Origin of the sequence: Streptomyces torulosus (assembly GCF_001419765.1) — a bacterium.
Lineage (GTDB): Bacteria > Actinomycetota > Actinomycetes > Streptomycetales > Streptomycetaceae > Streptomyces > Streptomyces torulosus.
The window spans coordinates 17,858-44,590 of record NZ_LIRK01000183.1; the positions used below are offsets into that span (position 1 = coordinate 17,858).

Consider the following 26,733-nt stretch of genomic DNA (forward strand, 5'->3'; position numbering starts at 1 on the left):
ACCGCGCGCTCGTCCGGGCGGCGGACACGGCCGGGCCCCGCGCGGGGGCGGCGGCCGCGTCGCCCCCGGTGCGGCGGGCGCGAGTCATGTACGTGCGGGTGCCCGCCGCTCTGTCCGGGCTGCTCCTGCTGGTGTGGTTCCCGCTGATCAGCGGGCGGGTCGCGGACCGCTACGCGTCCGCCACCGGGATGTCGGCCAGTGGCTTCCTCGGCCGCTGGCTGCTGATCACGGCCCTGCTGTTCGGCGGTTCGGCGCTGCTGCTGGTACTGCGGGCCCGCAGGGCGACGAAGGACCGCCCGCCCGCCGTCCACTGATCGGCGGCACGCCAGCCGAGGGGGCGGGCGTGCCGCAGCAGCGCCGGTGTGCCGAGCCGCGCCCACGGGAACCCGGCCTCGGCGCCGACGTCGGGCCCGGCGCCGCTCACCAGGCGGACCTCGGCCCGCTCGTCCACATCCATCGGCACCGTCTCCGCGATCAACAGACCACCGGAGCACAGCAGTTGGCTCAGTCGGCGCAGCAGGGCGGCAGGGTCGCCGCCGATGCCGAGGTTGCCGTCGAGGAGCAGCGCGGTGTCCCAGCGGCCCTCGCCGGGCAGGGGCTCGAACACCGAGCGGGTGAGGGCCTGGCCACCGAGCCGCCGGGTGCGGGCGACGGCGGCCCGGCTGACGTCGACGCCGAGCACGGGCCGCCCGCGGGCGGCGAGTTCGGCGACCAGCCGCCCCGGCCCGCACCCCACGTCGAGGACGGCGCCCTCGCACCGTTCCAGGACCTGGAGGTCCACCTCGTCGGCGCGGGCGCACCACCGCTCCACCTCCAGGGGCAGCATCCAGCCGTCGCCGCGGCGCAGGAACAGCGGGCCCCGGCCGGCGCGCAGGGCGTCGGCGTAGGGATCGCAGGCCCAGGCCGGGTTGTCCGAGGGCCGGGCCGGGTCCGAGGGTCGGGCCGGCCGCCGTATGGTGTCCTGCCTGTGCCCGCTCATCGGCCGCCGACCGCGCGCAGCCGGGCCAGTTCCGCCGAGAACCGGCCGTGCGGCGCGACCGCGGCGACGGCCTCCGCGTCGTCGGCCGTGTCGACGTCCCGGAGGACCGGCAGGTCGCGGACCCGCAGACCGGCGGCGGTCAGCCGGGCCCGCTGGACGGCACCGGTGACGGCCGTCGACATGGGCACCCCCCTCAGCAGCTCCGGGTCCGGTGCGGCGAGCCCGAGGGCCCAGAACCCGCCGTCCTGTGCCGGACCGAAGTACGCGTCGTAGGCCGCCAGGTCCACGGTCAGCAGCTCCGGGGTGACCTGCGGGGTGTCCATGCCGATGAGGAGGGCGGGGCCGTCGCAGTCGGCGAAGGCGGCGGAGAGCCGTTCGTCCAGCCCGCCGCCCCGCTGCGGTACGACGTCGAAGCCGGGCGGCAGCCAGGGGCCCGGCTCCCCGTCCAGGACCAGGACACGACGGTCCGCGGGGGTCGCGGCCACCGCGTCCAGGGTGTCCACCAGGGCGGCCTCGGCGAGCGCCGCCGCCTCGGCCGGGGTGAAGGGCGGGCACAGCCGGGTCTTCACCCGACCCGGCCTCGGCTCCTTGGCGATGACGAGGAGCGTGGTCATCGGCGGACCCCCTCCGCCTCGGCGGGCGCCGGTGTCTCGTTGAGGACGCGGCTCATGTCCCGTACCGCCTGCCAGGTGCCCCGCCAGGTCCCCGTGACCTTCGAGGTCCCGGTGCGCGGCCGGTACGGCACGTCGTGCTCCGTGACGCGCCAGCCCGCGTCGGCGGCACGCACCACCATCTGCAGCGGATAGCCGCTGCGCCGGTCGGTCAGGCCGAGGGCGAGGAGCGGTTCGCGGCGGGCGGCGCGCAGCGGGCCCAGGTCGTGCAGGCGCAGCCCCGTGCGGCGGCGCACCATCCGGGCGAGCGCCAGATTGCCGGCCCGGGCGTGCGCGGGCCACGCGCCCCGGCCCTGCGGACGTCGCCTGCCGAGCACCAGGTCGGCCCGCCCGTCCGCGACCTCGGTGACGAAGGCGACGAGGAGGGACGGGTCGAGGGAGGCGTCGCAGTCGCAGAAGCACACGATGTCGGCCGTCGCGGCGGTCAGCCCGGCATGGCAGGCCGCGCCGAAGCCACGGCGCGGTTCATGGATCACCTGCGCGCCCAACGAGCGGGCGAGGTCCGCCGAACCGTCGGTCGAGCCGTTGTCCACGACCAGGGCGCGCCAGCCGGCCGGGATCCTGGCCAGCACCCAGGGCAGGGCCTCCGCCTCGTCCAGGCAGGGCAGCACGACGTCGACGCCCGAAGGCGGGGGAGAGGTAGTCACGGCTTTCACCCTACGAGGACGAACTTCGCATAACGGGCGTCGTCTCCTTACGAAACACGGACGTCGACGGCCCCCGCACGGTCCGCGCCGCCCGAACGCCCGGCGAGGTGCGAGGCTGGCCGCATGGAACAGCAACCGAGCCCACCGGCGGCCGCGCGCGTCCTGGTGGTGGACGACGACCCCACGGTCGCCGAGGTCGTCACCGGATACCTCGACCGCGCCGGATACGCGGTGGACCGCGCCGACGACGGCCCGGCCGCACTGGCCCGCGCCGCCGCGCACCGGCCCGACCTCGTCGTGCTGGACCTGATGCTGCCCGGCATGGACGGCCTGGAGGTGTGCCGTCGGCTGCGGGCGCGCGGTCCGGTCCCGGTCATCATGCTCACCGCGCGCGGCGACGAGGACGACCGCATCCTGGGCCTGGAGGTCGGCGCCGACGACTACGTCACCAAGCCCTTCAGCCCGCGCGAACTGGTCCTGCGCGTCGAGTCCGTGCTGCGCCGCGCCCGGCCCGCACCCGACGTCCGGCTCCTCAGCTCGGCCGGTCTCCGCCTCGACCCGGCCGCCCGCCGCGCCACCCGCGACGACAACGAACTCGCCCTGACCCTGCGTGAGTTCGACCTCCTCGCCTTCTTCCTCCGCAACCCGGGCCGCGCGCACAGCCGTGAGGACCTGATGCGCGAGGTGTGGGGCTGGGACTTCGGTGACCTCTCCACGGTCACCGTTCACGTCCGCCGGCTGCGCGGCAAGATCGAGGACGACCCGGCGCGACCGCGGCTGATCCAGACGGTGTGGGGCGTCGGCTACCGCTTCGACCCCACGCGCACACCGGCCGACGGCGAAGCGCGGCACGCCCCGTCCGAGGGCGGGAAGGACTGACGATGCGCGACACCCTGCTCATCGCCCTGTACGCGTTCCTCGGCGCCGTCGCGGCCGGAGGGCTGGGCGCGCTGGCGCTGTGGCCGCTGCGCCGCCGTTCGCTCACCGCGTCGCTCACCGTCGTGGCCGCCGTCGCCGTGACCGCGATGCTCGCCGGCACGCTCGCCGTCGCCTGGGCGATGTTCCTCTCCCCGCACGACCTGACCGTCGTCACCACGGTCGTCGCCATGGCCGCCGTCGTCTCCCTGGCCACCGCGCTGCTCCTCGGCCGCTGGGTCGTCGCCCGCAGCCGCGCCCTCCAGATCGCCGCGCGATCCTTCGGCGACGGCGGCGACTTCACCGCCCCCGACGGCCCGGCCACGGCCGAACTCGCCGCGCTCAGCGCCGAGTTGGCCGCAACGAGCGCCAAACTCACCGCGTCCAGGGAACGCGAACGCGCCCTGGAGTCCTCCCGGCGTGAACTCGTCGCCTGGATCTCCCACGACCTGCGCACCCCGCTCGCAGGTCTGCGCGCCATGGCCGAGGCACTGGAGGACGGGGTCGCCGCCGACCCCCACCGCTACCTCAGGCAGATCCGTACCGAGGTCGAGAGCCTCGACGGCATGGTCGGCGACCTCTTCGAGCTCTCCCGCATCCACGCGGGCAGCCTGACTCTCTCCTTCTCCCGGATGTCCCTGTACGACCTCGTCGGGGACGCCCTGGCGGGCGCCGACCCGCTCGCCCGCGAACACGGTGTGCGGCTCGCCGCCACGCGCGTCGAACCCGTGCCGGTCGAGGTCGACGGCAAGGAGATGAGCCGGGTCCTCGCCAACCTGCTGGTCAACGCGATCCGCCGGACCCCCGCCGACGGCACGGTCGCGGTGGCGGCCGAGCGGTCCCCGGACGGCGTGGTGCTCTCCGTGACCGACGGCTGCGGCGGCATCGCCGAGGAGGACCTGCCGCGTGTCTTCGACACCGGCTGGCGCGGCACCCACGCCCGCACACCCCCGGCCGGCGCGGGTCTCGGTCTCGCCATCGTCCGGGGGATCGTGGAGGCCCACCGGGGGCACGCCTCCGTACGCAACATCCCCGGCGGCTGCCGTTTCGAGGTGGTGCTGCCCGCGGCCGCTTCCTGAAAGCGGGCAGCACCACCGGTCCACGGGGCCCTACGCGCCGCGCATCCCGGCCCGAGCGAACTCCCGCATCCCCTCGGCGAACCCGACCTCCGGCTTCCAGCCCAGCTCGGCCCGCAGCCGTCGCGAGTCGGCGGTGATGTGCCGGACGTCCCCCAGCCGGTACTCCCCGGTGACGACCGGTTCGGGTCCGGCGTGGGCGGAGGCCAGCGCCCGCGCCATCTCCCCGACGGTGTGCGGCTCGCCGCTCCCGGTGTTGTACACGGTCAGCGCGCCGGTGGCCGTGTCCGCCTCCAGTGCCACCGCGTTGGCCGCCGCCACATCCCGGACGTGGACGAAGTCCCGCCGCTGACGGCCGTCCTCGAACACCCGGGGCGCCTCACCGCGTGCGAGCGCGGAACGGAAGAACGACGCCACCCCCGCGTACGGGGTGTCCCGCGGCATCCGGGGCCCGTACACGTTGTGGTAGCGCAGCGAGACGGCGGTTCCGCCCGTGGCCCGTGCCCAGGCCGCCGCCAGATGCTCCTGGGCGAGTTTCGTCGTCGCGTACACATTGCGCGGGTCGACCGGCGCGTCCTCCTCCACCAGCCCCGGCGCCAGCTCGGCCCCGCACCCCGGGCACGGCGGCTCGAAGCGCCCGGCGTCGAGATCGGCGGTGTCCCGTGGCCCCGGCCGCACCACGCCGTGCCGCGCGCACTCGTACCGTCCCTCCCCGTACACCACCATCGACCCCGCCAGCACGAGCCGCCGCACCCCCGCGTCCGCCATGGCGGTGAGCAGCACGGCGGTCCCCAGGTCGTTGCGCGAGACGTACTCCGGCGCGTCGGCGAACCCCGTGCCCAGACCGACCATCGCCGCCTGATGGCACACGGCGTCCACACCGTCCAACGCGCGGGCGACGGCATCGCGGTCCCGTACGTCCGCGCCCGCGTCCGCCGCCACGTCGAACACGACGGGCTCGTGGCCGTCTTCCGCCAGCGCGTCGACGACATGGGACCCGATGAATCCGGCACCGCCGGTGACCAGTACTCGCATGCGGCCCACGCTAGAACCGGCCACCGGCCGCACCCCAGGGCCACGCCCGGCACGTCACGCTTCCGTAAGACGGTGACGGTGGGACGACGACGATGAGACGGCGGCGGTGAGACGGCGACGGTGGGACTACGACGGCCGGGTCCGCGACGTAAGGATTTCGTCATCGGCGGGGCCGGGCCGAGGGCACCCCGGACTGCGTTGAATGGGGGGACGACACGGACGCACGGACGCACGGACGCACCGGCGGACCACGGAACAGGAAGAGGGAACGGCATGGGGCGCAAGCGGAGGACGCCGCTGATCACCGGGTTGACGGCGATGGTGGTCGTGGCCCTGGCCGCCGGGCTGTACTGGTTCCAGCCGTGGAAGCTGTGGCAGGACGAGACGGTGACGGAAGCCCTGCCCGGTACGGTCGTGGACGTCTCCCGGGACCCCGCGGCGGAGCCGGGGGAGTCGCCCTCCGGCTCGGCGCCGACCGGCCCCGTGACCGTGTCGAGCGGCGATCTGATCAGCCACGAGCACACGACGACGGGCACGGTGAGGCTCGTACGGCTCGCCGACGGCACCCATGTGCTCCGGTTGGAGCGGCTCGACACCAGCAACGGCCCCGACCTGCGTGTGTGGCTGACCGACGCGCCGGTGAAGGAAGGGCGGGCCGGCTGGCACGTCTTCGACGACGGCGCCCATGTCAGCCTCGGAAAGCTCAAGGGCAACAAGGGAAGCCAGAACTACCCGCTGCCCGACGGCGTCGACTCCTCCCGGTACACCAGCGTCACCATCTGGTGCGACCGTTTCGACGTCTCCTTCGGCGCCGCCGCCCTCACCGACGAGGGGTGACCGCCGTGCGGGCACCGTCTGAGAAGCGGACAATACGAGCATGGGGCGTCGGCTCTCCGATGTGAGCGCACCAGCGCGGCTGGCCGGGCCGGACGAAGGCATCGGCCGGGACGAACTGGCGCTGGCCGCCCGCAATCACGGCCTGCCGCTGGAGGCCCTGCGGTACGACCTCACTCCACCCGGACTGCACTACGTCCTCACCCACTACGACATCCCGTACGTCGCAGATGAGGCGCCCTGGGAACTGACCATCGGGGGCGGCGTCCGCCGCCCCCTGCGTCTCACCCCGGCGGATCTGCGCGCGTACCCCGCCGTCACCCTGCGCGTCACCCTGGAATGCGCCGGCAACGGGCGGGCCCTGCTGACGCCCCGGCCGGTCAGCCAGCCATGGCTGGTCGAGGCCGTCGGCACCGCGGAGTGGACGGGAGTCCCGCTGCGGCTGCTGCTCGCCGACGCCGGGGTCGAGGACGGTGCCGTCGAGGTCGTCTTCACCGGCGCCGACCACGGCGTGGAGCGCGGCGTCGAACAGGACTACCGGCGCGCCCTGCCCGTGGACGTGGCCGTCGGCGACCAGGCCGACGTGCTGGTCGCCCACTCGATGAACGGTGCCCCGCTGCCTCCCCAGCACGGCCGCCCGCTGCGCCTCGTGGTCCCCGGCTGGTACGGCATGGCGCACGTGAAGTGGCTGCGCGACATCACCGTGACCGACCGGCCGTTCACCGGTTTCCAGCAGACCGTGGCCTACCGGCTCCGGCAGCACCCCGAGGAGGAGGGCGAGCCGGTCACCCGCATGGCACCGCGCGCCCTGCTGATCCCGCCCGGCTTCCCCGACTTCATGTCGCGGGCGCGGGTCGTCCGGCCCGGCGCTCTCGCGCTGGAGGGGCGCGCCTGGTCGGGGCGGGCGCCGGTGTCGCGGGTGGAGATCAGCACGGACGGGGGACGCGGTTGGGGCGAGGCCGAGGTCGAGCCGGAGGGCGCGCATCGCTGGGCCTGGCGCTGGTGGCGCTTCGCGTGGACGGCCGTGCCCGGCGACCATGTCCTGATGGCACGGGCCACCGACGCCGAGGGCCGCACCCAGCCCCTGGACCAGCCCTGGAACCGGGGCGGGTTCACCAACAACCTCGTCCAACGGGTACCCGTCGTGTGCCTGGAGTCCGGGAGCTGAACGGGAAGAGGCGAAGCGGCTCAGTCGCCGGTCCCCTCCGCGAGGGTGTGTGCGACGAGGGCGTTGGCGTGACCGTGACCCAGGTGGTGCTCGGTCTTCAACCAGTTCACGAGTTCCATGTGCTTGGTCAGCGGCGAGGAGCGGATGAGGTCCTTCCACTCCGCGATCGGTCGGCCGTACTCCTTCTCGATGGAGGGGAAGTAGCTGGCAGGGCCCTTCACGGTGGCGGTCATGTCGATGATCCTGTCTGTCCGTTGTCCTGTGCCGGTGTCGTCGCTGATATGACCGAGGGACGCTGGGTGAATCATCGGCCGATGCTTGTGCTCCGCGTCACATCGCGCGTCCCGTGCGGGGCGACGGCCGAACGGTCCTGCCGGCGCCGGGAGTTCGTGAGCAACGGCGGTCTCATCGCCAACGGCGGCGGTGCGGTGCCCGGACCACCACCCGGCCGTGGGTCTTCTGGCCGACCAGTTCCACGCGCAGGATCACCGGTGTGTCGGAACTCGTCGGAGCGGGCCGGTGCTTGACCTTGCTGTGCACCAGTTGCAGTCCGTCGGTGTCGACCACGACGCCCGGCCTCGTGATCAGCTTCAGGGTCTTCCCCATCATGTTCAGGTCGATGCGCAGGGTGTCGTGTGTGATCACCGCGTCGGTGAAGTCGAGCGTCACCGCGCAGAACGTCACCGCGAGGTGCAGCCTCCGCGGCACCACCCAGCGGCCCAGGCGTTCGACCGGGCCGCTGTGGACCTGCTCGATCCGCACCAGGTCCTTGGCCTCCGCTCCGGCCGCTCCAGCCGTAGCCGACGCGGGCAGGTCGGCGGTGAGCGGGGTCAGGTCGCCCAGGGTCCGCGCCGACAGGGCCGCTTCCAGGCGCTCGTCCAGCTCCTCGGCGGTCAGCAGGCCGTCGCCCGCGGCGACGCGCAGCACGTCCACCACCCGGTCGCGGTCCGCGTGGGAGGCCCGCACCTCGGGCGACGACACGGCGCCGAGGCGCTTCCCGGTGGGTGAGATCTCTCCCGGCATGCTTCCGTCCCGCTCCTGTCGAATGCCTCGGCGCGACGCGGCCCGCGACGCGAGACAAGGCTAGCGCTATATCGCGATATAGATCCAGAGGTTGCCGGGTGTTCCGGCGGGTGGCGGGGCGCGGCGTCAGAGGCGCGTCCAGGAAACCCAGGCCGCTGTCAGGGGTCCGTCAAGGACGCCCGTACGGCCGTCAGGAACCCGTCAAGAGCGGCCGCTTCCCGCCCTGACGGCGTTCTCCTCTAGGTGTCCGACGTACTTCCGCACCTCATCCAGGAGTTCGCGATGGCCGATGCGGCCTTCGTCGTCACCACGGCAGGGCCAAGACCGACACCGTCGCCCGACGGCTCCTCGAGCTCATCGACCTGCTCATCTCCCTCGAAGCTCATCGCGTCGGTCGAGGAGGCGAAGGCGAAGGTCGTCAAGGGCAACTCCGTGCCCGGCTACACCGTCAAGCCGTCCCAGGTCGGGTCGACGCGGCCCCCGACGGGACCACGGCCCTCCGGCTGGCGGCCGCACACCGGCCCGACGTGGTCATGCTCGACCTCGGTCTGCCCGACATGGACGGCGTCGACGTCATCAAGGCCCTGCGCGGCAGGACCCCCGTCCCCATCCTCGTGCTGTCGGCGCGGACGGCCTCCGAGGACAAGGCCGCGGCGTTCGACGCGGGCGCCGACGACTACATCACCAAACCGTTCGCCATGGACGCGCTGATGACCCGGCTGCGCGCCGCCGCCCGCCGTACGGAGACCACCCCGGTACCACCCGGCGTGACGCGGGTCGAGACGGACGGCCTCACCGTCGACCTGGTGGCCAGGAAGGCCGCCAGGGACGGCCACGACATCCGTCTCACCCCGACCGAATGGCATCTGCTGGAGATCCTGATCACCAGCCCCGGCCGCCTCGTCCCGCAGAAGGACCTGCTACGGGAGGTGTGGGGGCCGCCCCAGGGCGACCGGACCCCCTACCTGCGGGTGTACATGGCCCAGCCGCGCCGCAAACTGGAGGCGGACCCCTCCCGGCCCCGTCACCTCATCACCGAGCCGGGGACGGGCTACCGCTTCGAGACGTGAGCCCCGCCCGCCCCACGGCCGGAACCGCGCACGACAGCAGACGAGAGCAGAGACGAGACCATGGCACGCGGGAAGCTCAGGATCTACCTCGGCGCGGCACCGGGCGTCGGCAAGACGTACGCGATGCTGTCCGAGGCGCACCGCCGGACCGAACGCGGCACCGACTGCGTGGTGGCCTTCGTGGAGCACCACGGGCGGCCGCGCACCGAGGTCATGCTGCACGCTCTGGAGCAGGTCCCGCGCCGCGAGCTGGAGTACCGCGACACGGTCTTCACCGAGATGGACGTCGACGCTGTCCTCGCACGGCGCCCGCGGGTGGCGCTGGTCGACGAACTCGCCCACACCAATGTGCCCGGCTCCCGCAACACCAAGCGCTGGCAGGACGTGGAGGAACTGCTGGCGGCCGGGATCGACGTCATCTCCACGGTGAACATCCAGCACCTGGAGTCACTGGGCGACGTGGTGGAGTCGATCACGGGAGTGCGGCAGCGGGAGACCGTGCCGGACGAGACGGTGCGCCGCGCCGACGAGATCGAACTGGTCGACATGTCCCCGCAGGCGCTGCGGCGGCGCATGGCGCACGGCAACGTCTACAAGCCGGACAAGGTCGACGCGGCGCTGTCCAACTACTTCCGCCCCGGCAACCTCACCGCCCTGCGCGAGCTGGCGCTGCTGTGGGTGGCCGACCGGGTCGACGAGTACCTGACGGAGTACCGCAGCGAGCACCGGGTGTCGACGATATGGGGCTCGCGGGAGCGCATCGTCGTCGGCCTGACCGGCGGTCCCGAGGGGCGCACCCTCCTGCGGCGGGCGGCCCGGCTGGCGGAGAAGGGCGCGGGCGGCGAGGTCCTGGCCGTCTACATCGCCCGCAGCGACGGGCTGACCTCCGCCTCACCCAAGGAGCTGGCCGTCCAGCGCACCCTGGTGGAGGACCTCGGCGGCACCTTCCACCACGTCGTGGGCGAGGACATCCCGGCGGCGCTGCTGGACTTCGCGCGCGGGGTGAACGCCACCCAGATCGTGCTGGGCGTCTCACGCCGCAAGAGCTGGCAGTACGTGTTCGGGCCCGGCGTCGGCGCGACGGTGGCCCGCGACTCGGGCCCCGACCTGGACGTCCATCTGATCACGCACGACGAGGCGGGCAAGGGGCGCGGACTGCCGGTGGCGCGCGGCACCCGGCTCGGCCGGGCACGGATCGTCGCGGGCTGGCTCGTCGGCGTCCTGGGGCCCGCCCTGCTCACCCTGTTGCTCCAGCTCGGGCCCGACGCCGGTCTCGCCAACGACATGCTGCTGTTCCTGGCGCTGACGGTGGCGGCGGCCCTCCTCGGCGGTCTCCACCCGGCGCTCGCCTCGGCCGTGGTGGGCTGCGTGCTGCTGAACTGGTTCTTCACCCCACCCTTCCACACGCTCACGATCGCCGACCCCGAGAACATCCTCGCCATCGTGATCTTCGTCGGGGTGGCGGTGGCGGTGGCGTCGGTCGTGGACCTGGCGGCCCGGCGCACCCACCAGGCGGCCCGGCTGCGCGCGGAGTCGGAGATCCTCTCCTTCCTGGCCGGCAGTGTGCTGCGCGGCGAGACCAGTCTGGAGGCGCTGCTGGAACGCGTCCGGGAGACCTTCGCCATGGAGTCGGCGGCGCTGCTGGAGCGGACCAGCGACGTCGACCCCTGGATACGCGCCGGCAGCGTGGGCCCGCGTCCCGCCGGGAGCCCCGAGGACGCGGACGTCGACATGCCCGTCGGCGACCATATGGCGCTCGCGCTGTCCGGGCGGGTGCTGCCCGCCTCCGACCGCCGGGTGCTGGCCGCCTTCGCCGCCCAGGCCGCCGTGGTCCTGGACCGTCAGCGGCTGCGGCAGGAGGCGGACCGGGCCAAGGAACTCGCCGAGGGCAACCGCATCCGCACCGCGCTGCTGGCCGCCGTCAGCCACGACCTGCGCACCCCGCTCGCCGGGATCAAGGTGTCGGTGTCGTCGCTGCGCTCGGACGACGTGGAGTGGTCCGAGGAGGACAGGGCCGAGCTGCTGGCGGCGATCGAGGACGGCGCCGACCGCCTCGACCACCTCGTGGGCAATCTGCTGGACATGTCGCGCCTGCAGACCGGCACCGTCACCCCGCTCATGACGGAGACCGACCTGGACGAGGTCGTCCCCATGGCGATGGGCGGCATACCGGATCCCGGGTCGGCGGTCGTCCTGGACGTGCCGGAGAGCCTGCCCATGGTCGTCACGGACAAGGGGCTCCTGGAGCGGGTCGTCGCCAACGTCGTCGAGAACGCCGTCAAGTACAGCCCCCGGGGCGAGCCGGTCGTGGTCGCGGCCAGCGCCCTGGCCGACCGGGTGGAGGTCCGGGTCGTGGACCGCGGTCCCGGCGTCCCCGACGAGGCGAAGGACCGTATCTTCGAGCCCTTCCAGCGCCACGGCGACGCCCCGCGCGGCGCGGGGGTCGGCCTGGGCCTCGCGGTCGCCCGCGGCTTCGCCGAGGCCATGGGCGGCACCCTCACCGCGGAGGACACCCCCGGCGGCGGCCTCACAATGGTCCTGACCCTCCGCGCCGCGGGAACGGGCACCGGACCCCGGCAGCCCGTACCGGCGGCGACCGCTGGGCCGCACCACCTGGTACCCACCGAGAGGCAGACCTGATGACCCGGGTGCTCGTGATCGACGACGAGCCACAGATCGTGCGCGCGCTCGTGATCAACCTCAAGGCGCGCAAGTACGACGTCGACGCGGCGTCCGACGGAGCCACCGCCCTTCAGCTCGTCGCCTCCCGCCACCCCGACGTGGTCGTCCTCGACCTGGGGCTGCCCGACATGGACGGCGTCGATGTCATCAAGGGCCTGCGCGGCTGGACCCGGGTGCCGATCATCGTGCTGTCCGCCCGCCACACCTCGGACGAGAAGGTCGAGGCGCTCGACGCGGGCGCCGACGACTACGTCACCAAGCCCTTCGGCATGGACGAACTCCTCGCCCGGCTGCGGGTGGCCGTCCGCCGCGCGGAACCCACCGCCGGCGAGGACGTCCTGGTGGAGACCGCCGGGTTCACCGTGGACCTGGCCGCCAAGAAGGTCAACCGGGGCGGTGAGGACGTACGCCTCACCCCGACCGAGTGGCAACTGCTGGAGGTGCTGGTGCGCAACACCGGCCGCCTGGTCAGCCAGAAGCAGCTGCTGCAGGAGGTCTGGGGCCCGTCGTACGGCAAGGAGACGAACTACCTCCGGGTCTACATGGCACAACTGCGCCGGAAACTGGAGGCGGACCCGTCGCACCCGAAGCACTTCATCACGGAGCCGGGGATGGGATACCGCTTCGAGCGTTGACGGCGCCGTGGCAGGGCGAGGCCTGGAGGACTGCCGGGAGGGACGGTACGACCCCGCCGATAGTGTCGCGCCCATGACCGTCGCCCGCTCCGCCGCCCTGTTCCTCGTCGCCGCCCTCCTGGAGATCGGCGGGGCCTGGCTGGTCTGGCAGGGCGTCCGCGAGCACAAGGGATGGGCCTGGATCGGCGCCGGAGTTGTCGCCCTCGGCCTGTACGGCGTCGTCGCGACCTTCCAGAGCGACGAGAACTTCGGCCGGATCCTCGCCGCCTACGGGGGCGTCTTCGTGGCCGGCTCCCTCGCCTGGGGCATGGTCGCCGACGGCTACCGCCCCGACCGGTGGGACGTCGTGGGCGCGCTGATCTGCCTGGCCGGCATGGCCGTCATCATGTACGCCCCACGCGGCCACTGACCCTCCCCGGCGCGGCTCACAGCCAGTCCCGGTGCTTGAACACGATGTACAGGCTGACGCAGACCAGGGCCATCAGCACGATCGCGAAGGGGTAGCCGAGGACCCAGTGCAGCTCCGGCATGTGGTCGAAGTTCATGCCGTAGACGGTGCCGATGAGGGTGGGCGCGAACAGGATGGCCGCCCAGCTGGAGATCTTCTTGATCTCGTTGTTCTGCGCGTGGCCCGCCTCGGCCAGGGCCTTCATCTCCTCGTTCTGCGCCTGGGTGACGAGGGTGGCGTTGACGGTGAGGATGTCGCCGAGCGCCTGCCGGAAGCCGTCGACGCGTTCGGCGACGGTGGTGGCGTGGTCGGCGACGTCCCGCAGATAGCGCTGCAGCTCCTCGTTCGTGCCGTACTTCGCGAAGCCGGCCTCCAGGCTGCGCATGATGGTCAGCAGCGGACGGGTGGCCCGCTGGAAGTCGACGACCTCACGGGACAGCTCGTAGATACGGCGGGACACCTTCGGGTCGCCGCCGAACACCTCGGTCTCGATCTCGTCGATGTCGTTCTGCAGACCCGCCACCACCGGCGCGTACTCGTCGACGACGGCGTCCAGGATCGCGTAGAGCACCGCCTCCGGGCCCATCGCCAGCAGGTCCTGGTCGGTCTCCAGCCGTTTACGGACGGCACCCAGGTCGGGAGCCTGGCTGTGGCGGACGGTGAGGACGAACTCCGGGCCGACGAAGATGTGGATCTCACCGAAGTCCACCTCCTCCGTCTCGTCCAGATAGCGGGCCGAGCGCAGGACGACGAACAGCGTGGCCCCGTAGCGCTCCAGCTTCGGCCGCTGGTGGGCGACGATCGCGTCCTCCACGGCCAGCTCGTGCAGCCCGAACTGATCGGCGGCCTGCCACAGCTGCTCCGGGGTCGGCCGGTACAGCCCTATCCAGGCCATCGTCCCGGGCGCGCCGGGCAGCTGCTCGTAGATCTCCGCCAGGGACGCGGGGGTGTCGACGCGTCGCCCCTCGCGGTAGACCGCCGCGTCCACCAGACTGCGCTCCAGCGGCACCCGCGGCACGTCGTCCGGCTCCGTCCACGCGTCCAGCGCGTGCTCCGGGGCCGGCTCCGTACCGCCGCGGCCGGCATGGCCCGCCGAGCGCAGGGGCCACTTCCCGGCGCGGGCCGCGCGTACGCGCCATTCGGACATGACGCCACCTCCGGAAGGAGTACCCGAATCTGCTGCGCGGGAGGTGCCGAGCGGGTGCACCTCGCCCGCCGGGGCCGGTGAGGCCAAGGGGACGGCGACAACGAGACTAGGTGCTGTGGTGCCGCCGCGCGACGCGGCGGTCTGCCGCGATCGCAGTATCGCGAGTGTCTGCGGACGGCCGACGACGAGCTCGGGGCCCGCGATCGCGCCCAACTCGTCGTCATGGCCTACGAGAGCGGTCTGGTGCGCGCCGCGGAGACACGCACCGTGGGGGTGCCCTCTCAACCCACGCGGATGACCGTGTAGATCTCTCCGTCCAGGGGCGGACGCCTCCAGGAGCGCGTGGTGAAGGTGTGCAGCCGCCCCCTGACGAGGGCGTGCCGGGGCAGGGACACCCCGAACTCCTCCGCCACCGCCTCCAGCACGGCCCGTTCCGCCTCCGCGTCGTCCGCCCTGTCGCCGAAGAACCTGCTCGGGTCCAGCGCCCGGGGTATCTCCCCGCTGCGCCACACCTCTCCCTCGGCGTACGTGAACGCGTACTGCTCGGCGCCGTCCCGCGCGACCGAGAGATGGAAGGACGGCTGGTGATGTGTCCGCAGAGCGCTCCACACCACGACCGCGCGGGTGCCGTCGACGGAGGCGGCCCCGGCCGGGGAGATGAACCGCCCCCGGTCGAACGGGGCTGGCTCGCCGTCGAAGGCGAAACTCCAACCGTTGCCGGTCCGGCCCACCGACATGAGCGCCCTGTCCTCGAAGGGCGGGAACTCCCTGCGGTCGTCCAGCGCTCCGCGGCGCGCCTCCCAGCGGGTCTGCTCGGCACCCAGCGTGGCGCCGTCACCGTCGGCGAGACGTGCGGGCAGCTCCTGTGGCTCGACCCCTTCCACCAGCACGAACCGGTAGGACACGCGGTTGTTGCCCGGGTCAGGCTCCGCGAGCCACGCCAGACCGCCCGGGTCGAGCGCCGCCGCCGGTAGCGGGACCGCACCGGACTGCCCGCCCGCTGTCGGTACCGGTACCGCACCGACCTGTCCGCCCCGGGGAGTGGACAGCAGCTCCCGGCCCCGCTCCTGGGTCAGCAGCGGCCCGAGCAGCGGGTCGGCCAGCCAGCCCAGCGGAGCCAGGTGGTCCGGTCCCAGCGGCTCCCACAGCGGGAGCGCGTCGATCAGCGTCCGCCACGCCCCGTCGGACTCACCCCACCGCGCCAGCTCCCGCGCCCGCTCGACCGCCTCCCCGAACGGTCCGCCCGCCGTGTACCGGTACGCGCCGCTCCTTACCTCGTCCAGCGTCGCGTACGCGAGGGACACCAGGTCCTGGTCGGCACCCCGCAGGGAGAACCTCAGCGTGGAGTCGTCCCGGTAGGAGTGCGCCGCTTGCTCCGCGACCAGCGGCGGCAGCAGGTCGGGCGCGTACCGCGGGTCCGTCACCACGTCCTCGAAGTGGACCATGTAGGTCTCCCCGAGCAGGCGCCGTATCTGGTCGCCCAGGCCGGCGGCGCGTGGTCTGCCGTACTCCTTGGCCTCGTCCAGCACCGTCACGGCCCGTTCCCAGTCGCCGCGCAGCGCCGTCGACCGGGCCTCGTCCATCCGGGCGTCCAGCCCGCGCGTCGTGTCGTTGACGAACTCCGGGGCGCCGTCGCCGCCGCGCGCCCGCAGCCGGTGGAACTCGCGGTGCATCTCCCGCATGAACGCGCCGAAGTCCGCGAACCGCTCGGGTGGCGCGGCCCGCCAGCTCGCCCACGTGTACACCGCCCATTCCCCGCTCTCGTCGACGTCCCCGGGGTCCAGGAGGACGTGGGTGGCGTCGGACTCGACGTCGATCTGCAGCCCGCGCCGCCACACGTCCGCCTCGCACCGCTCCTCGGGCCCGGCATCCTCGTCCAGGTGCTCCTCGAAGAACTCCGCGAGTCCCGACTCGTTGTCGTGCCAGCGGGCGTGCCCGGTGCCCGCCAGCCGCCACACGAACCCGCCCGCGTGCCGCCAGCCGTCGCTGATCCGCAGGAACGCCCGGTACGACGGGGGCATCCGTCGCCCGAGGCGCTCCTCCATGGCCGTGATCCGCTCCTCGGACGCGGGCGGGAACCCCAGCCACCGCGTGTCCCGGGCGGTCTCTTCCTCGTCCCGTAACTCGTCGTCCGGCACGGAGTCCGCCCACTCCCCGCTCCACGCCCGCAGAAAGGACTGCCAGTCGAATGCCGTGCTGTCCATGTCGGTCATGCGTCCGATGCTGCCACCGCCCACTGACAGCGCCCCGAACGGCGGGGTACGGCGTCGGGGCAGGCGTGGCCCGCGCCGTGGCGGAGGCGCCGGCATGCTGGTGTGAGGCGGTGCGCCTCGTGATCCTCGGCGGCACCGCGACGCACGGGCAGAAGTCCGGGAGCGCTGACCCGCCTTCGCGCCCCATGCGCGTGCCCTCGGAGCCGCGCCGCTACTCCCAGGAGAGCAACGTCGAACTCCGCGAGATCGCCCGCCGCGTCTGCGCACAGGGCGACCTCGGCTGACCTCGGGGCGTCGGCTCCCCCGGCTCACTGCTGAACAGGAGGAGCCTGAACCGGGTCAGCCCCCCAGGGGGAAGGCCGCTGAATCCGGTCTGCCCACCAAGTCCCCCCTCTGGGCGCCCCGACACCTGGCGGAGACGGTCGGGTCAGGCGGTGGTCCGGACGAAGCGCAGCGTCGCCGTGATCGTGGCCAGGCCGCGCATCATGCCGAGCTGGTTCCAGCCCATGCCGAACTGCTCCCGGTCGACGGTGAACTCGGTGCCCAGGGTGACCCCTTCGGCGCCGGCCTCCGTCAGGCGCGCCGTGAGGGACAGCGGCCTGCTGATGCCGCGCACGGTCAGTCGGCCGACGACGCCGACCGTGTCGCCGTCCCGGAGTTCGGCGCTGCGGACGGCGAAGGTGATCTCCGGGTGGTGGTCCACGTCGAAGAAGTCGGCGGACCTCAGGTGCTCGTCGCGCTTGGCGCTCCTGGTGTCCAGGGAGGCCGCGTCGACGGTCACGACGCCCACGGCGGACCCGTCGGGCCGCACCTCGCCCTGGCCGCCGACGGTGCCGAAGGCTCCCTTCACGGTGACCAGGCCCCACATCGTCCTGTGCTGCAGGGCGACGGTGGAGGCGGTGGTGTCGAGCTGCCACAGTCCGGTTTCCACGGCGACTGTCATGGGGGTTCTCCTGTCGAGCGGTCATGAGGGGAGTCATGATCAGGCGGTCGTCCAAATTTGCATGACTGAAGCTAGCTCGTTATTCGAATTTGGACAACCAGGTCTTCCAAAAATGGACAACAGGTACACTGGGGTCCATGGCCGACCACGACAAACACCCTGCCCACCTGCCCGAATGCCCGTCCGCGCAGGGGAGCGGCGGCCTGCTGCCGGCCGAGCTGCACGCCTGGATGCTGCTGCTGGGCGCGACGGGCGCGGTGGAGCAGCGGCTGCGTGCGGTCGTGAAGGAGCGGCTCGGCGTCTCCCACGACGAGTTCCTGATCCTGTGTCTGCTGGCCACCCAGCCGGAGGACGGGCTGCGCATGACCCGTATCGCGGAGCTCCTCGGCCGCCCCAAGACCCGGCTCACCTACCAGATCGCCTGCCTCCAGCACTCCGACCTCATCACCCGTGCCTCGGTGTGCGGCGACAAGCGTGGGATCCAGGTCGCGCTCACCGAGAAGGCGCGGCGCCTGCTGAAGGAGGCCTCCGACGCGCTCGCCGGGACGGTCACCGACGCGCTCGGCGAGTTCATGGGGCCCGCGCAGCGCGAGGCGCTGCGCGGACTGCTGCCGGACCTGGTCTCCGAGCGCCCCGCCGAGACACCGGACCCGGCCTCGACGTGACCCGCGCCAGGGCCTGCGGCCGGGTCAGTTCGCGCGGGCGCGCAGGCGGCGGAGCATCCGGGCGTCCTCGAAGCCGACCGAGCGCGCCGCGGCGTCGACCGTGGCGCCGTGGCTGATGAGGTGCTCGGCGCGCTCCAGGCGCAGGGTCTGCTGGTAGCGCAGCGGGGTGAGGCCGGTGGCGCGGGTGAACATCCGGGTGAGGGTGCGTTCGCTGACGCCGACGGCCGAGGCCAGGCCGGGCAGCGGGAGCGGCCGGTCGAAGTGGGTGTCGATGAGGTCCTGGACGCGGTGCACGGTGTCGTCGAGATGGGACCGGTGCCGGAACATCGCGCTCGTCTGCGGCTCGTCGCCGTTGCGGCGGGCGTAGACGACCATGTCGCGGGCGACCCGGGCGGCGACGGCCGGGCCGTGCCGGCCTGCGACGAGATGCAGGGCCAGATCGATGCCGCTGGCGATGCCGGCCGAGGTGATCACCCGGTCGTCGGCGGTGAACAGCACGTCGCGCACGACGACGGCGCCGGGATGGCGCAGGGCCAGCTCGTCCTGCACATCGTGGTGGGTGGTGCAGCGGCGGCCCTTGAGGAGGCCGGCCCGTCCGAGTGCCTCCGCGCCGGCGCAGACGCTGGCCACAGTCCCGCCCCGGGCATGGTGGTCCCGCAGGACCTCCAGGGAGGCGTCGGCGATGGCCGGGGAGTCGGCGAGGGTGACGGTCCGCCAGCCCGGCACCACGATCAGGTCCTCGGGCCCGAGGTCGGGCCAGTCGGGCGCGGCCACCAGGGGCAGACCCTGAGCGGTGGGGACCTGGGGCCGCTCGGCGACGTAGCGGAGGGTGTAGGGGTGCCCGAAGTCCGCCGCGGTGGAGAAGACCTGCGCGGGGCCGGCGAGGTCCAGCAGATGGACTCCGGGCACCAGGAAGAACACGACGTGGCTCACGATCCGGTCATCATGCCGGATCGTCCGCCGCGGCCTCCAACGCGTCCACCGTCGCGATGGTGGCGAACCGTCCCGCGAGCGCGTACTCGGTGCGGCGGATCACCTCGTCGGCGGGCAGGGTGCGCGGGTCGGCGAGCAACTCGGCGACGCTCTGGTCGGCGGGCGCGTCGCGGTGCGGGATCGGGTTGGTGGCGGTGGCGTCGACGACGAAGGTCACCAGGTAGCCGAGGTCGCTGCCGACGCGGGCGGTGGTCTCGACGCACTGCTCGGTGCGGATGCCGCAGACGGTGAGTTCGCGGACTCCGCGTTCCGTGAGGAGTTGCTGCAGGTTGGTGGTGGTGAAGACGTTGTGCGAGGTCTTGTGGACGAGCGGCTCGCCGGCCTCGGGCCGCTCCAGCTCCTCCAGCAGCCGGACGTGGCCGAGGGCCGGGTCGAAGGCGCCGCCGGTGCCGGGCTCGGAGTGCAGCACCCACACCACCAGGTCACCGGCCCGGCGGGCCAGCCGGACCAGCCGGTTGACCTTGTCGGCGATCTTCGGGTCGGAGATCGCCTCCCACAGCGGGCGGGCGCGGAAGGACTCCTGGACATCGATGACGATCAGTGCTCGGGTCATGCCCCAAGCCTCGGCCGCGCGGAGGGAACGGCGACAGACCGCATCGGGTCCGGAAGCGGACCGATCCGGTCAGCCGCTCCGAGCGCGGCGGACGGCCCGGTCGTGGTTGTAGCCGAACTTCAGGACGTACGTGCCGGACCCCAGCGTGACGCCTGGCTTCAGCGTCACCACGTAGTCCGGCTCCCCGCCCGACGCGGCGGAGGACACGGACACCCTGTCGCCGAGGGAGGTCCACACCCGGTGTCGGCGACCCCACCGGTCTGGACGATCTTGACGGCCACCTTCAGACCGGTGAGCGACTTCGTGGACTTCACCCGCCGGGCGCCGAAACCGCCGCCCGTGGCGCCGCCCCCGGACCCGCCGGTCCCCGGTAGGTAGACGATGTCGGGGCCCTCGCCGTGCTTGCCGCGCTTCGTCCCGGGCGAGGCGGTGACCGTCGGCTGCCGAAGCCCCGGCTCCGCGGCGACATCCTCGGCGCCCGCCTCACCCACGCCCAGCTCCGCAACCGCAGGACCGGCCGGGGCCTGACCGTCGACCCGCGCTCCGGCGAGCCGATCAACGTGCAGATCCCCGAGACGAGACTCGACTGACCGCTCCCTCGGGCGACCGCTCCGTCAGGAACCGGGCAGCCACAGGTCGGGGCCGAACACCTCGTAGCGGATGCTGCGGGCGGGTATCCCCGCGGCCAGCAGCTGACCGCGCACCGCCCGCATGAAGGGCAGCGGCCCGCACAGGAACACCGTGGCGTCCTGGGCCAGTTCGAGACCGTCGAGGTCCATCAGACCGCTCCGGAGCTCCGTGCCGACCCGGTCGGCCCGGTCGGCCCCCTCGACCTGTTCGGCTTGCGCGGTCGGGTGGGTCGCCTCGGCCGGCTCGGGGTGCTCGTACCAGAAGACGGCGCGGGCACCCGGCAGCCGGTCGACGAGCGCACGGGTCTCGGCGCGCAGGGCGTGGTCGGCGGGGGAGCGGTCGGCGTGCAGCACCAGCACCGGGCGGGTCGAGCCGGCGGCGGTGAGATGCGCCAGGATGCCGGTCATCGGCGTACAGCCGATGCCCGCCGAGACGAGCACGACCGGGGACCCGGCGTCGGCCGGATCGTCGAGGAAGACATCGCCGAACGGCGCCGACAGGGTCAGTTCGTCACCCGCGGACACCCGCTCGTGCAGCAGGGTGGAGACCTCGCCGTCCGGCGTGCCCTCCGCCGCGGCGACCCGCTTCACGGTGATCCGCCGCAGGCCGTCGCCCGGGTCGGACGAGAGGCTGTACTGGCGTACCTGGCGCACACCGTCCGCCATGCGCACACGGACGCTCACGTACTGGCCGGCCCTGGCCCGCGGCGCGGGTCCCCCGTCGGCGGGGCGCAGCAGGAAGGACACCGTGTCCGGGGTCTCCGTACGGCGCTCGACGACGGTCCACGGCCGCCACACCTCTCCGGGCGTCACGCCCGCGTCCTGGTAGAGCCGGGCCTCCCGGCCGATCAGCGCGCCCGCCATCAGCCAGTACACCTCGTCCCAGGCCGCCGCGACCTCCGGGGTGACGGCGTCGCCGAGCACCTCGGCTATCGCGCCGAAGAGGTACTTGTGGACGATCGTGTACTGGTCGTCGGTGACCCCGACCGCCGCGTGCTTGTGCGCGATCCGGTCCAGCAGCGTGTCCGGGCGGGTGTCCGGGTCGTCCAGCAGCGCGGTCGCGAACCCGGCGATCGACCCGGCCAGGGCCCGGCGCTGCGCGCCGCTCGCCTGGTTGCCGCGGTTGAACATCCCGTCGAGCAGCTCCGGACGGTCGCGGAACATGGCGCCGTAGAAGCGGGTGGTGATCTCGTCGAGCGCTCCGGCGACCGCGGGCAGGGTGGCGCGGACGACGGCGGCGGACTCTTCGGACAGCATGAGGCCTCCCAGGCATGGGCGTCAGGGGTGGGGTCGGGCGCCGCGTCCCCTCGGGGCGCCGGTCTTCTGTGTATCAGGCAACGGACCGCGTTTCGGCGCCGTTCGCCCGTTACCGGCGAAGTGGGGACCAATGGCCCCATCGAGTCGGGAGCATCGGCCCAACCTGTGCGGTCGACGTGGGACCGGGCGGCCCCGGGACGACCTCCCAAGAGCCCTGTCGTGGCGCCGACGCCCGGTCAGCGCGTGCCGAGTTCACGGCCGGTGACCATCTCGGACGCGATCCGTACGAAGACCTCGTTCCGTGCGGGCATCCAGGAGGCGGGGCCGGAGCGGGAGAGCCGCTCGTGCTCGGCGGGATCGGTCACCACGTCGGCCCGGCCGGTGACGACGACGCTCCAGCCGGACCGGGTGGCCGGGTCGAACTCGTCGCCCTCGAACGCGACGACGACACCGTCGATCGCCCGCACCAGGTCGGAGCCGGCCGACGTGCACAGCAGCACGGCGTCGTCGCTGTCGAGGGCGAAGTTGACCGGGAGCACGGCGGGCAGCGCGCGCCGGGTGTAGACCACCCGCCCGACCGGCACCTTGGCCAGCAGTCTCAGGCACTCCTGCCGGTCGAGCACGCGAAACGCATCGTTCTGAACCATCAGTCCATCGTCCGTACGACACCCGAACACGGGTAGGGCCGGTCGGCCCGTTCTCCAGCCCGTCCGGCCGGGGACCCTGAGGGCGGCCCCTGTTTCGTTCAGCTCGGCCGGTGTTCGCCCGGGGTCGGTTGGTCCAGGTGGGTGGCGAGGACGGCGGCCTGGACGCGGCGTTGGACGCCCAGCTTGGCCAGGAGGCGGGAGATGTGGTTCTTGACGGTCTTCTCCGACAGGTAGAGCCTCTTGCCGATCTCCCGGTTGGTGAGCCCCTCACCGATCAGCGCCAGGATGTCCCGCTCCCTCGGCGACAGCGTCGCCAGTTCCGACGGCTCGGCCGGCCCCGCCGCCGGCTCGGCCCGCAGCGACCGCATCAGCCGGGCGGTGGTCGCGGGGTCCAGCATCGACTGGCCGGAGGCCACCGTACGGACCGCGGAGACCAGGTCCGACCCCTTGATCTGCTTGAGGACGTACCCCGAGGCACCGGCCATGATCGCGTCGAGCAGGGCCTCCTCGTCGTCGAACGAGGTCAGCATCAGACACCTCAGCCCCGGCATCCGGCTGCGCAGCTCCCGGCAGACCGAGATGCCGTCGCCGTCCGGCAGCCGCACGTCGAGGACGGCGACATCGGGCCGCAGCGCCGGGCCCCGCACCAGGGCCTGCTCGACGGTGCCGGCGTCGCCGATCACGGAGATGTCCGGCTCGGAGTCGAGCAGATCGGCGAGGCCGCGCCGGACGACCTCGTGATCGTCGAGCAGGAACACGCGGATCGGGTTCTGCTCGGTGAAAGTACGTGGCTCGGACATCGTGGCCCCTCGTTCCCCGGCGAAGAGGACAGAACACGGGTCTGCCCATGATGTCGATCATCACGCCGCCCGGGCCGCCCGCACTAGGGCCGATCGGCCCCCACCAGCCCACCCTCCGCGCACGGGCGGGCCCGGGCGCCGCGCCAGGGGCCGCGCGGCCTGCCGCCCAGGCCGTCCGGCCCTGTCGTCGCGGCCCTTCGGCATCCGGCGCGGCCGGCCGCGATCCGCGAGGGTGAGGGACGCGAGGTCGAGCGACGCCGGGTCGCGGTCCGGCCGAGGACGAAGGGGCGCATCTCCATGGCCGTACGCCAGCACCTGCCCGTACGCCAGCACGCGGCCGTACGCCAGCATCCCCGGTGTGCGGGTGAGCGTGGTGGCCCGACGTTCGGAGCGTCGCCGACGTTCGGAGCGCCGCCGTTCAGAGTTTCGCCGCGTGGTCCGGGACGTACGTCCGCAGGTCGCGCGGAGGGCGCTGGTAGCCGGTCGACGCGGGACGCTCGGGCAGTTCCAGCACCGGCGGCGGGACCTCGTGGTACGGCACCGAGTCCAGCATGTGCGCCATCATGTTCAGCCGGGCCCGCCGCTTGTCGTCGCTCTCCACCACGAACCAGCGCGCCTCGGCGATGTCGGTGTGCACCATCATGGTGTCCTTGGCCTGCGAGTACGCCTCCCAGCGGGAGATCGACTCCAGGTCCATCGGCGACAGCTTCCAGCGCCGCAGCGGATCCTCCAGCCGCCGGCGGAACCGGTCCTGCTGCTCGGTGTCGCTCACCGAGAACCAGTACTTGCGCAGCAGGATCCCGTCCTCCACCAGCATCCGCTCGAAGATGGGGCACTGTCGCAGGAAAAGTTGGTACTCCTGATCGGTGCAGAAGCCCATCACGTGCTCGACGCCGGCCCGGTTGTACCAGGACCGGTCGAACAGCACGATCTCCCCGGCCGCCGGAAGGTGCTGGATGTACCGCTGGAAGTACCACTGGCCGCGCTCGCGCTCCGTCGGCTTCGGCAGGGCGGCGATCCGGGCGACACGCGGGTTGAGGTGCTCGGCGACCCGTTTGATCGTGCCGCCCTTGCCGGCCGCGTCCCGCCCCTCGAAGATCACGACCAGTCGGGTGCCCGTCGTCCGCACCCATTCCTGGAGCTTCACCAACTCCGTCTGCAGACGCAGCAGTTCCTCTTCGTACGTCGCGCGCGGCAACTTCGTCGCCTTCTTGCCGGCCATGCCGCCTCCACCGCCCTATGACCCCCGCCGATGAGTTCCGGAGTCACCCATGACCAAGGTCGAACACCAGAACGTCACCGTACTTTCCGACGCCGAGCTGCGCACCCTGGACGCCCACTGGAGGGCCGCCAACTACCTGGCCGCCGGACAGATCTACCTGATGGCGAACCCCCTGCTGAACGAGCCGCTGCGGCCGGAGCACATCAAACCGCGGCTCCTCGGCCACTGGGGCACCTCGCCCGGCCTCAACCTCGTGCACACCCACCTCAACCGAGTGATCAAGGCACGCGGACTGGACGCGCTGTGCGTCTGGGGCCCCGGCCACGGCGGGCCGTCCGTGCTCGCCAACTCCTGGCTGGAGGGCAGCTACAGCGAGATCTACCCCGACGTCCCGCGGGACGCGCAGGGCATGGAGCGGCTGTTCCGGCAGTTCTCCTTCCCCGGCGGGGTGCCGAGCCATGTCGCCCCGGAGACCCCCGGCTCCATCCACGAGGGCGGCGAACTCGGCTACTCGCTGGCCCACGCGTACGGCGCCGCCTTCGACAACCCCGGCCTGCTGGTCGCCTGTGTGATCGGCGACGGGGAGGCGGAGACCGGGCCGCTGGCGGCCGCCTGGCACTCGAACAAGTTCCTGGACCCGGTGCACGACGGCGCGGTCCTGCCGATCCTCCACCTCAACGGCTACAAGATCGCCAACCCGACCGTCCTCTCCCGCCTCCCCGAGAGCGAGTTGGACGCACTCCTGCGGGGCTACGGGCACGTCCCGATCCATGTGACCGGCGACGACCCGGCGCAGGTGCACCGCGCGATGGCCGCGGCCCTCGACGAGGCCCTCGACCGGATCGCCCTCATGCAGCGCACCGCCCGTGAGGACGGCGTCACCGAGCGCGTGCACTGGCCGGTGATCGTGCTGCGCACCCCGAAGGGCTGGACCGGCCCCGCCGAGGTCGACGGGGAGCCCGTCGAGGGAACCTGGCGCGCCCACCAGGTCCCGCTCGCCGGGGTACGGGAGAACCCGGACCACCTGCGGCAGTTGGAGGCGTGGCTGCGGTCGTACCGGCCGCAGGACCTGTTCGGCCCCGACGGCCGGCCCGTCCCCGACGTCCTCGCCTGCGTCCCCGAGGGTCCCCGCCGCCTCGGCGCCACCCCGCACGCCAACGGCGGTCTCCTCGTCCGCGACCTGCCCGTCCGCTCCCTCGACGACTTCGCCGTCCCGGTGGAGAAGCCCGGCACCACCCTCCACGAGCCGACCCGGGTCCTCGGCGGCCTCCTGGAGGCGGTCATGAACGACACCCGCTCCCGCCGGGACTTCCGGGTCGTCGGCCCGGACGAGACGGCCTCCAACCGCCTCCAGGCCGTCTTCGACGCCAGCGGCAAGGCCTGGCAGGCCCAGATGCTGCCGGTGGACGAGCACCTGGACCGGCACGGCCGGGTGCTGGAGATCCTCTCCGAGCACACCTGCCAGGGCTGGCTGGAGGGCTACCTCCTCACCGGCCGGCACGGCCTGTTCTCCTGCTACGAGGCGTTCGTCCACATCGTCGACTCCATGGTCAACCAGCACATCAAATGGCTGCGGACCTCCCGCGAGCTGCCCTGGCGGGCCCCCATCGCCTCCCTCAACTACCTGCTCACCTCCCATGTGTGGCGCCAGGACCACAACGGCTTCTCCCACCAGGACCCCGGCTTCGTCGACCACGTCCTGAACAAGAGCCCCGAGGTGGTCCGGGTCTATCTGCCGCCGGACGCCAACACCCTGCTCTCCGTCGCGGACCACGTCCTGCGCAGCCGGGACTACGTCAACGTCGTCGTAGCGGGCAAGCAGCCCTGCTACGACTGGCTGTCCTTGGACGAGGCCCGCGCCCACTGCGCGCGCGGCGCGGGCATCTGGGACTGGGCCGGCACGGAGAACGGCGGCGAACCCGACGTCGTCCTCGCCTGCGCCGGCGACGTCCCCACGCAGGAGGTGCTGGCCGCCGCGCAACTGCTACGCCGGCACCTGCCCGGACTCGCCGTGCGCGTGGTGAACGTCGTCGACATGACCCGGCTGCTGCCGCGGGAGGAACACCCGCACGGGATGAGCGACTTCGAGTACGACGGGCTGTTCACCACCGACAAACCGGTGATCTTCGCCTACCACGGCTACCCGTGGCTGATCCACCGCCTCGCCTACCGCCGCACCGGCCACCGGAACCTGCACGTCCGCGGCTACAAGGAGTCCGGCACGACGACCACACCGTTCGACATGGTCGTCCGCAACGACCTCGACCGCTACCGCCTGGTCATGGACGTCATCGACCGCGTCCCCGGCCTCGCCGTGCGCGCCGCCGCCGTACGGCAGCGGATGGCCGACGCCCGGACCCGCCACCACGCCTGGATCCGCGAGCACGGCACCGACCTGCCCGAGGTCGCCGACTGGGCCTGGAACGCCTGAGGGCCGCCGTCCACCGGTGGAAACACCCTCCACCGGTGGACCGACGGCCC

28 protein-coding genes and 2 pseudogenes are annotated in these 26,733 nt (G+C 72.8%); 13 read left to right on the forward strand and 17 right to left on the reverse strand.

The genetic code is table 11. The features are described from left to right. Nucleotides 1-169: 169 nt before the first annotated feature. Genes AOK23_RS13290 through AOK23_RS13300 form a run of 3 tightly spaced genes read right to left on the reverse strand, consistent with a single transcriptional unit; the run spans nt 170 to nt 2,306 of the window. Nucleotides 170-979 (reverse strand): class I SAM-dependent methyltransferase, encoded by an 810-nt coding sequence (locus AOK23_RS13290; RefSeq protein WP_055712918.1) that lies wholly within the window; start codon nt 977-979, stop codon nt 170-172. Continuing rightward, nucleotides 976-1,593 carry a TIGR04282 family arsenosugar biosynthesis glycosyltransferase gene (locus AOK23_RS13295; RefSeq protein ID WP_055712919.1) on the reverse strand — a complete coding sequence of 206 codons (618 nt, stop codon included), beginning with the start codon at nt 1,591-1,593 and terminating at the stop codon, nt 976-978. The genes AOK23_RS13290 and AOK23_RS13295 overlap by 4 nt, the downstream gene beginning before the upstream one ends. After that, entirely contained in the window at nt 1,590-2,306 is a 717-nt protein-coding gene (locus AOK23_RS13300; RefSeq protein WP_055712920.1) for a glycosyltransferase family 2 protein, read from the reverse strand. Before AOK23_RS13300 ends, AOK23_RS13295 begins: the two co-directional genes overlap by 4 nt. Before the next feature lie 114 nt (nt 2,307-2,420). Here AOK23_RS13300 and AOK23_RS13305 point away from each other — a divergent pair, with 114 nt between their 5' ends. Together AOK23_RS13305 and AOK23_RS13310 are read left to right on the forward strand one after the other, a co-directional pair. Continuing rightward, complete coding sequence (locus tag AOK23_RS13305) at nt 2,421-3,176, forward strand: response regulator transcription factor (RefSeq protein WP_055712921.1); 756 nt, start codon at nt 2,421-2,423, stop codon at nt 3,174-3,176. Nucleotides 3,177-3,178: 2 nt separating this feature from the next. Continuing rightward, on the forward strand, nt 3,179-4,291 hold the full coding sequence (locus tag AOK23_RS13310) for a sensor histidine kinase (RefSeq protein ID WP_055712922.1): 1,113 nt from the start codon (nt 3,179-3,181) through the stop codon (nt 4,289-4,291). A gap of 30 nt (nt 4,292-4,321) precedes the next feature. Here AOK23_RS13310 and AOK23_RS13315 read toward each other — a convergent pair whose 3' ends face one another. Further along, entirely contained in the window at nt 4,322-5,323 is a 1,002-nt protein-coding gene (locus AOK23_RS13315; RefSeq protein WP_055712923.1) for an NAD-dependent epimerase/dehydratase family protein, read from the reverse strand. 273 nt (nt 5,324-5,596) lie between these two features. On the opposite strand from AOK23_RS13315, the gene AOK23_RS13320 reads away from it, so the two are divergent. Together AOK23_RS13320 and AOK23_RS13325 are read left to right on the forward strand one after the other, a co-directional pair. Beyond that, on the forward strand, nt 5,597-6,160 hold the full coding sequence (locus AOK23_RS13320) for a DM13 domain-containing protein (RefSeq protein ID WP_055712924.1): 564 nt from the start codon (nt 5,597-5,599) through the stop codon (nt 6,158-6,160). Between the two features lie 40 nt (nt 6,161-6,200). Continuing rightward, nucleotides 6,201-7,325, forward strand: a complete 1,125-nt coding sequence (locus AOK23_RS13325; protein WP_055712925.1) for a sulfite oxidase — start codon at nt 6,201-6,203, stop codon at nt 7,323-7,325. A 20-nt stretch (nt 7,326-7,345) separates the two neighbouring features. Here the strand turns inward: AOK23_RS13325 and AOK23_RS13330 are convergent, their stop codons facing one another. From AOK23_RS13330 to AOK23_RS13340, 3 genes are all read right to left on the reverse strand, one after another. Beyond that, entirely contained in the window at nt 7,346-7,558 is a 213-nt protein-coding gene (locus tag AOK23_RS13330) for a DUF4287 domain-containing protein (protein ID WP_055712926.1), read from the reverse strand. Nucleotides 7,559-7,730: 172 nt separating this feature from the next. Next, complete coding sequence (locus AOK23_RS13335) at nt 7,731-8,348, reverse strand: DUF1707 SHOCT-like domain-containing protein (protein WP_055712927.1); 618 nt, start codon at nt 8,346-8,348, stop codon at nt 7,731-7,733. Nucleotides 8,349-8,587: 239 nt separating this feature from the next. Then, on the reverse strand, nt 8,588-8,770 hold the full coding sequence (locus tag AOK23_RS13340; RefSeq protein ID WP_055712928.1) for a hypothetical protein: 183 nt from the start codon (nt 8,768-8,770) through the stop codon (nt 8,588-8,590). 45 nt (nt 8,771-8,815) lie between these two features. On the opposite strand from AOK23_RS13340, the pseudogene AOK23_RS13345 reads away from it, so the two are divergent. From AOK23_RS13345 to AOK23_RS13360, 4 genes and pseudogenes are all read left to right on the forward strand, one after another. After that, a pseudogene (locus AOK23_RS13345) lies at nt 8,816-9,418 on the forward strand (response regulator); the annotation flags it as partial. A 60-nt stretch (nt 9,419-9,478) separates the two neighbouring features. Next, the gene (locus AOK23_RS13350) at nt 9,479-12,058 is read left to right on the forward strand and encodes a sensor histidine kinase (protein ID WP_055712930.1); all 2,580 of its coding nucleotides are present in this window, start codon (nt 9,479-9,481) and stop codon (nt 12,056-12,058) included. Beyond that, complete coding sequence (locus AOK23_RS13355; RefSeq protein WP_055540782.1) at nt 12,058-12,735, forward strand: response regulator; 678 nt, start codon at nt 12,058-12,060, stop codon at nt 12,733-12,735. The genes AOK23_RS13350 and AOK23_RS13355 overlap by 1 nt, the downstream gene beginning before the upstream one ends. Before the next feature lie 73 nt (nt 12,736-12,808). Further along, nucleotides 12,809-13,144: a YnfA family protein gene (locus tag AOK23_RS13360; RefSeq protein ID WP_055712931.1), complete on the forward strand. Its 336-nt coding sequence runs from the start codon at nt 12,809-12,811 to the stop codon at nt 13,142-13,144. Between the two features lie 16 nt (nt 13,145-13,160). Here the strand turns inward: AOK23_RS13360 and AOK23_RS13365 are convergent, their stop codons facing one another. Next, nucleotides 13,161-14,330 (reverse strand): magnesium and cobalt transport protein CorA, encoded by a 1,170-nt coding sequence (locus AOK23_RS13365; RefSeq protein WP_055712932.1) that lies wholly within the window; start codon nt 14,328-14,330, stop codon nt 13,161-13,163. Nucleotides 14,331-14,516: 186 nt separating this feature from the next. Here AOK23_RS13365 and AOK23_RS49720 point away from each other — a divergent pair. After that, nucleotides 14,517-14,636: pseudogene (locus tag AOK23_RS49720) on the forward strand (DNA-binding response regulator); the annotation flags it as partial. On the opposite strand, the gene AOK23_RS13370 reads toward AOK23_RS49720, so the two are convergent. After that, nucleotides 14,612-16,543, reverse strand: coding sequence for an SMI1/KNR4 family protein (locus tag AOK23_RS13370; RefSeq protein WP_055712933.1), 1,932 nt, complete (start codon nt 16,541-16,543; stop codon nt 14,612-14,614). The pseudogene AOK23_RS49720 and the gene AOK23_RS13370 overlap by 25 nt on opposite strands. A gap of 110 nt (nt 16,544-16,653) precedes the next feature. Here AOK23_RS13370 and AOK23_RS47835 point away from each other — a divergent pair, with 110 nt between their 5' ends. Continuing rightward, the gene (locus tag AOK23_RS47835; RefSeq protein WP_157878023.1) at nt 16,654-16,827 is read left to right on the forward strand and encodes a hypothetical protein; all 174 of its coding nucleotides are present in this window, start codon (nt 16,654-16,656) and stop codon (nt 16,825-16,827) included. Nucleotides 16,828-16,970: 143 nt separating this feature from the next. Here the strand turns inward: AOK23_RS47835 and AOK23_RS13375 are convergent, their stop codons facing one another. Next, on the reverse strand, nt 16,971-17,486 hold the full coding sequence (locus AOK23_RS13375) for a YceI family protein (protein WP_055712934.1): 516 nt from the start codon (nt 17,484-17,486) through the stop codon (nt 16,971-16,973). Nucleotides 17,487-17,623: 137 nt separating this feature from the next. Here AOK23_RS13375 and AOK23_RS13380 point away from each other — a divergent pair, with 137 nt between their 5' ends. Further along, nucleotides 17,624-18,151, forward strand: a complete 528-nt coding sequence (locus tag AOK23_RS13380; protein ID WP_055712935.1) for a MarR family winged helix-turn-helix transcriptional regulator — start codon at nt 17,624-17,626, stop codon at nt 18,149-18,151. Nucleotides 18,152-18,175: 24 nt separating this feature from the next. Here AOK23_RS13380 and AOK23_RS13385 read toward each other — a convergent pair whose 3' ends face one another. From AOK23_RS13385 to AOK23_RS47840, 3 genes are all read right to left on the reverse strand, one after another. After that, complete coding sequence (locus tag AOK23_RS13385; protein WP_055712936.1) at nt 18,176-19,084, reverse strand: GlxA family transcriptional regulator; 909 nt, start codon at nt 19,082-19,084, stop codon at nt 18,176-18,178. 10 nt (nt 19,085-19,094) lie between these two features. Then, nucleotides 19,095-19,697 (reverse strand): cysteine hydrolase family protein, encoded by a 603-nt coding sequence (locus AOK23_RS13390; protein ID WP_055712937.1) that lies wholly within the window; start codon nt 19,695-19,697, stop codon nt 19,095-19,097. 69 nt (nt 19,698-19,766) lie between these two features. Next, on the reverse strand, nt 19,767-19,904 hold the full coding sequence (locus AOK23_RS47840; protein ID WP_157878024.1) for a hypothetical protein: 138 nt from the start codon (nt 19,902-19,904) through the stop codon (nt 19,767-19,769). 191 nt (nt 19,905-20,095) lie between these two features. Between AOK23_RS47840 and AOK23_RS13395 the strand changes: the two genes are divergently transcribed. Next, nucleotides 20,096-20,287: a hypothetical protein gene (locus AOK23_RS13395; RefSeq protein ID WP_055712938.1), complete on the forward strand. Its 192-nt coding sequence runs from the start codon at nt 20,096-20,098 to the stop codon at nt 20,285-20,287. Nucleotides 20,288-20,311: 24 nt separating this feature from the next. Here AOK23_RS13395 and AOK23_RS13400 read toward each other — a convergent pair whose 3' ends face one another. From AOK23_RS13400 to ppk2, 4 genes are all read right to left on the reverse strand, one after another. Next, nucleotides 20,312-21,583, reverse strand: coding sequence for a globin domain-containing protein (locus AOK23_RS13400; RefSeq protein WP_055712939.1), 1,272 nt, complete (start codon nt 21,581-21,583; stop codon nt 20,312-20,314). Nucleotides 21,584-21,819: 236 nt separating this feature from the next. Next, entirely contained in the window at nt 21,820-22,230 is a 411-nt protein-coding gene (locus AOK23_RS13405; protein ID WP_055712940.1) for a pyridoxamine 5'-phosphate oxidase family protein, read from the reverse strand. A gap of 98 nt (nt 22,231-22,328) precedes the next feature. Next, nucleotides 22,329-23,030 carry a response regulator gene (locus AOK23_RS13410; protein ID WP_055712941.1) on the reverse strand — a complete coding sequence of 234 codons (702 nt, stop codon included), beginning with the start codon at nt 23,028-23,030 and terminating at the stop codon, nt 22,329-22,331. A 418-nt stretch (nt 23,031-23,448) separates the two neighbouring features. After that, entirely contained in the window at nt 23,449-24,252 is an 804-nt protein-coding gene (gene ppk2 / locus AOK23_RS13415; RefSeq protein ID WP_055712942.1) for a polyphosphate kinase 2, read from the reverse strand. A 49-nt stretch (nt 24,253-24,301) separates the two neighbouring features. On the opposite strand from ppk2, the gene AOK23_RS13420 reads away from it, so the two are divergent. Continuing rightward, the gene (locus tag AOK23_RS13420; protein ID WP_055712943.1) at nt 24,302-26,683 is read left to right on the forward strand and encodes a phosphoketolase family protein; all 2,382 of its coding nucleotides are present in this window, start codon (nt 24,302-24,304) and stop codon (nt 26,681-26,683) included. Nucleotides 26,684-26,733: the final 50 nt, after the last annotated feature.

Coding starts and splice junctions, on each gene's coding strand:
- AOK23_RS13290 (WP_055712918.1), bottom strand. CDS start 979: ATGAGCGGGCACAGGCAGGACACCATACGGCGGCCGGCCCGACCCTCG.
- AOK23_RS13400 (WP_055712939.1), bottom strand. CDS start 21,583: ATGCTGTCCGAAGAGTCCGCCGCCGTCGTCCGCGCCACCCTGCCCGCG.
- AOK23_RS13310 (WP_055712922.1), top strand. CDS start 3,179: ATGCGCGACACCCTGCTCATCGCCCTGTACGCGTTCCTCGGCGCCGTC.
- AOK23_RS13305 (WP_055712921.1), top strand. CDS start 2,421: ATGGAACAGCAACCGAGCCCACCGGCGGCCGCGCGCGTCCTGGTGGTG.
- AOK23_RS13390 (WP_055712937.1), bottom strand. CDS start 19,697: ATGACCCGAGCACTGATCGTCATCGATGTCCAGGAGTCCTTCCGCGCC.
- AOK23_RS13405 (WP_055712940.1), bottom strand. CDS start 22,230: ATGGTTCAGAACGATGCGTTTCGCGTGCTCGACCGGCAGGAGTGCCTG.
- AOK23_RS13360 (WP_055712931.1), top strand. CDS start 12,809: ATGACCGTCGCCCGCTCCGCCGCCCTGTTCCTCGTCGCCGCCCTCCTG.
- AOK23_RS13410 (WP_055712941.1), bottom strand. CDS start 23,030: ATGTCCGAGCCACGTACTTTCACCGAGCAGAACCCGATCCGCGTGTTC.
- AOK23_RS13380 (WP_055712935.1), top strand. CDS start 17,624: ATGGCCGACCACGACAAACACCCTGCCCACCTGCCCGAATGCCCGTCC.
- AOK23_RS13295 (WP_055712919.1), bottom strand. CDS start 1,593: ATGACCACGCTCCTCGTCATCGCCAAGGAGCCGAGGCCGGGTCGGGTG.
- AOK23_RS13325 (WP_055712925.1), top strand. CDS start 6,201: ATGGGGCGTCGGCTCTCCGATGTGAGCGCACCAGCGCGGCTGGCCGGG.
- AOK23_RS13350 (WP_055712930.1), top strand. CDS start 9,479: ATGGCACGCGGGAAGCTCAGGATCTACCTCGGCGCGGCACCGGGCGTC.
- AOK23_RS13420 (WP_055712943.1), top strand. CDS start 24,302: ATGACCAAGGTCGAACACCAGAACGTCACCGTACTTTCCGACGCCGAG.
- AOK23_RS13320 (WP_055712924.1), top strand. CDS start 5,597: ATGGGGCGCAAGCGGAGGACGCCGCTGATCACCGGGTTGACGGCGATG.
- AOK23_RS13335 (WP_055712927.1), bottom strand. CDS start 8,348: ATGCCGGGAGAGATCTCACCCACCGGGAAGCGCCTCGGCGCCGTGTCG.
- AOK23_RS13375 (WP_055712934.1), bottom strand. CDS start 17,486: ATGACAGTCGCCGTGGAAACCGGACTGTGGCAGCTCGACACCACCGCC.
- AOK23_RS13365 (WP_055712932.1), bottom strand. CDS start 14,330: ATGTCCGAATGGCGCGTACGCGCGGCCCGCGCCGGGAAGTGGCCCCTG.
- ppk2 (WP_055712942.1), bottom strand. CDS start 24,252: ATGGCCGGCAAGAAGGCGACGAAGTTGCCGCGCGCGACGTACGAAGAG.
- AOK23_RS13370 (WP_055712933.1), bottom strand. CDS start 16,543: ATGACCGACATGGACAGCACGGCATTCGACTGGCAGTCCTTTCTGCGG.
- AOK23_RS13315 (WP_055712923.1), bottom strand. CDS start 5,323: ATGCGAGTACTGGTCACCGGCGGTGCCGGATTCATCGGGTCCCATGTC.
- AOK23_RS13330 (WP_055712926.1), bottom strand. CDS start 7,558: ATGACCGCCACCGTGAAGGGCCCTGCCAGCTACTTCCCCTCCATCGAG.
- AOK23_RS13355 (WP_055540782.1), top strand. CDS start 12,058: ATGACCCGGGTGCTCGTGATCGACGACGAGCCACAGATCGTGCGCGCG.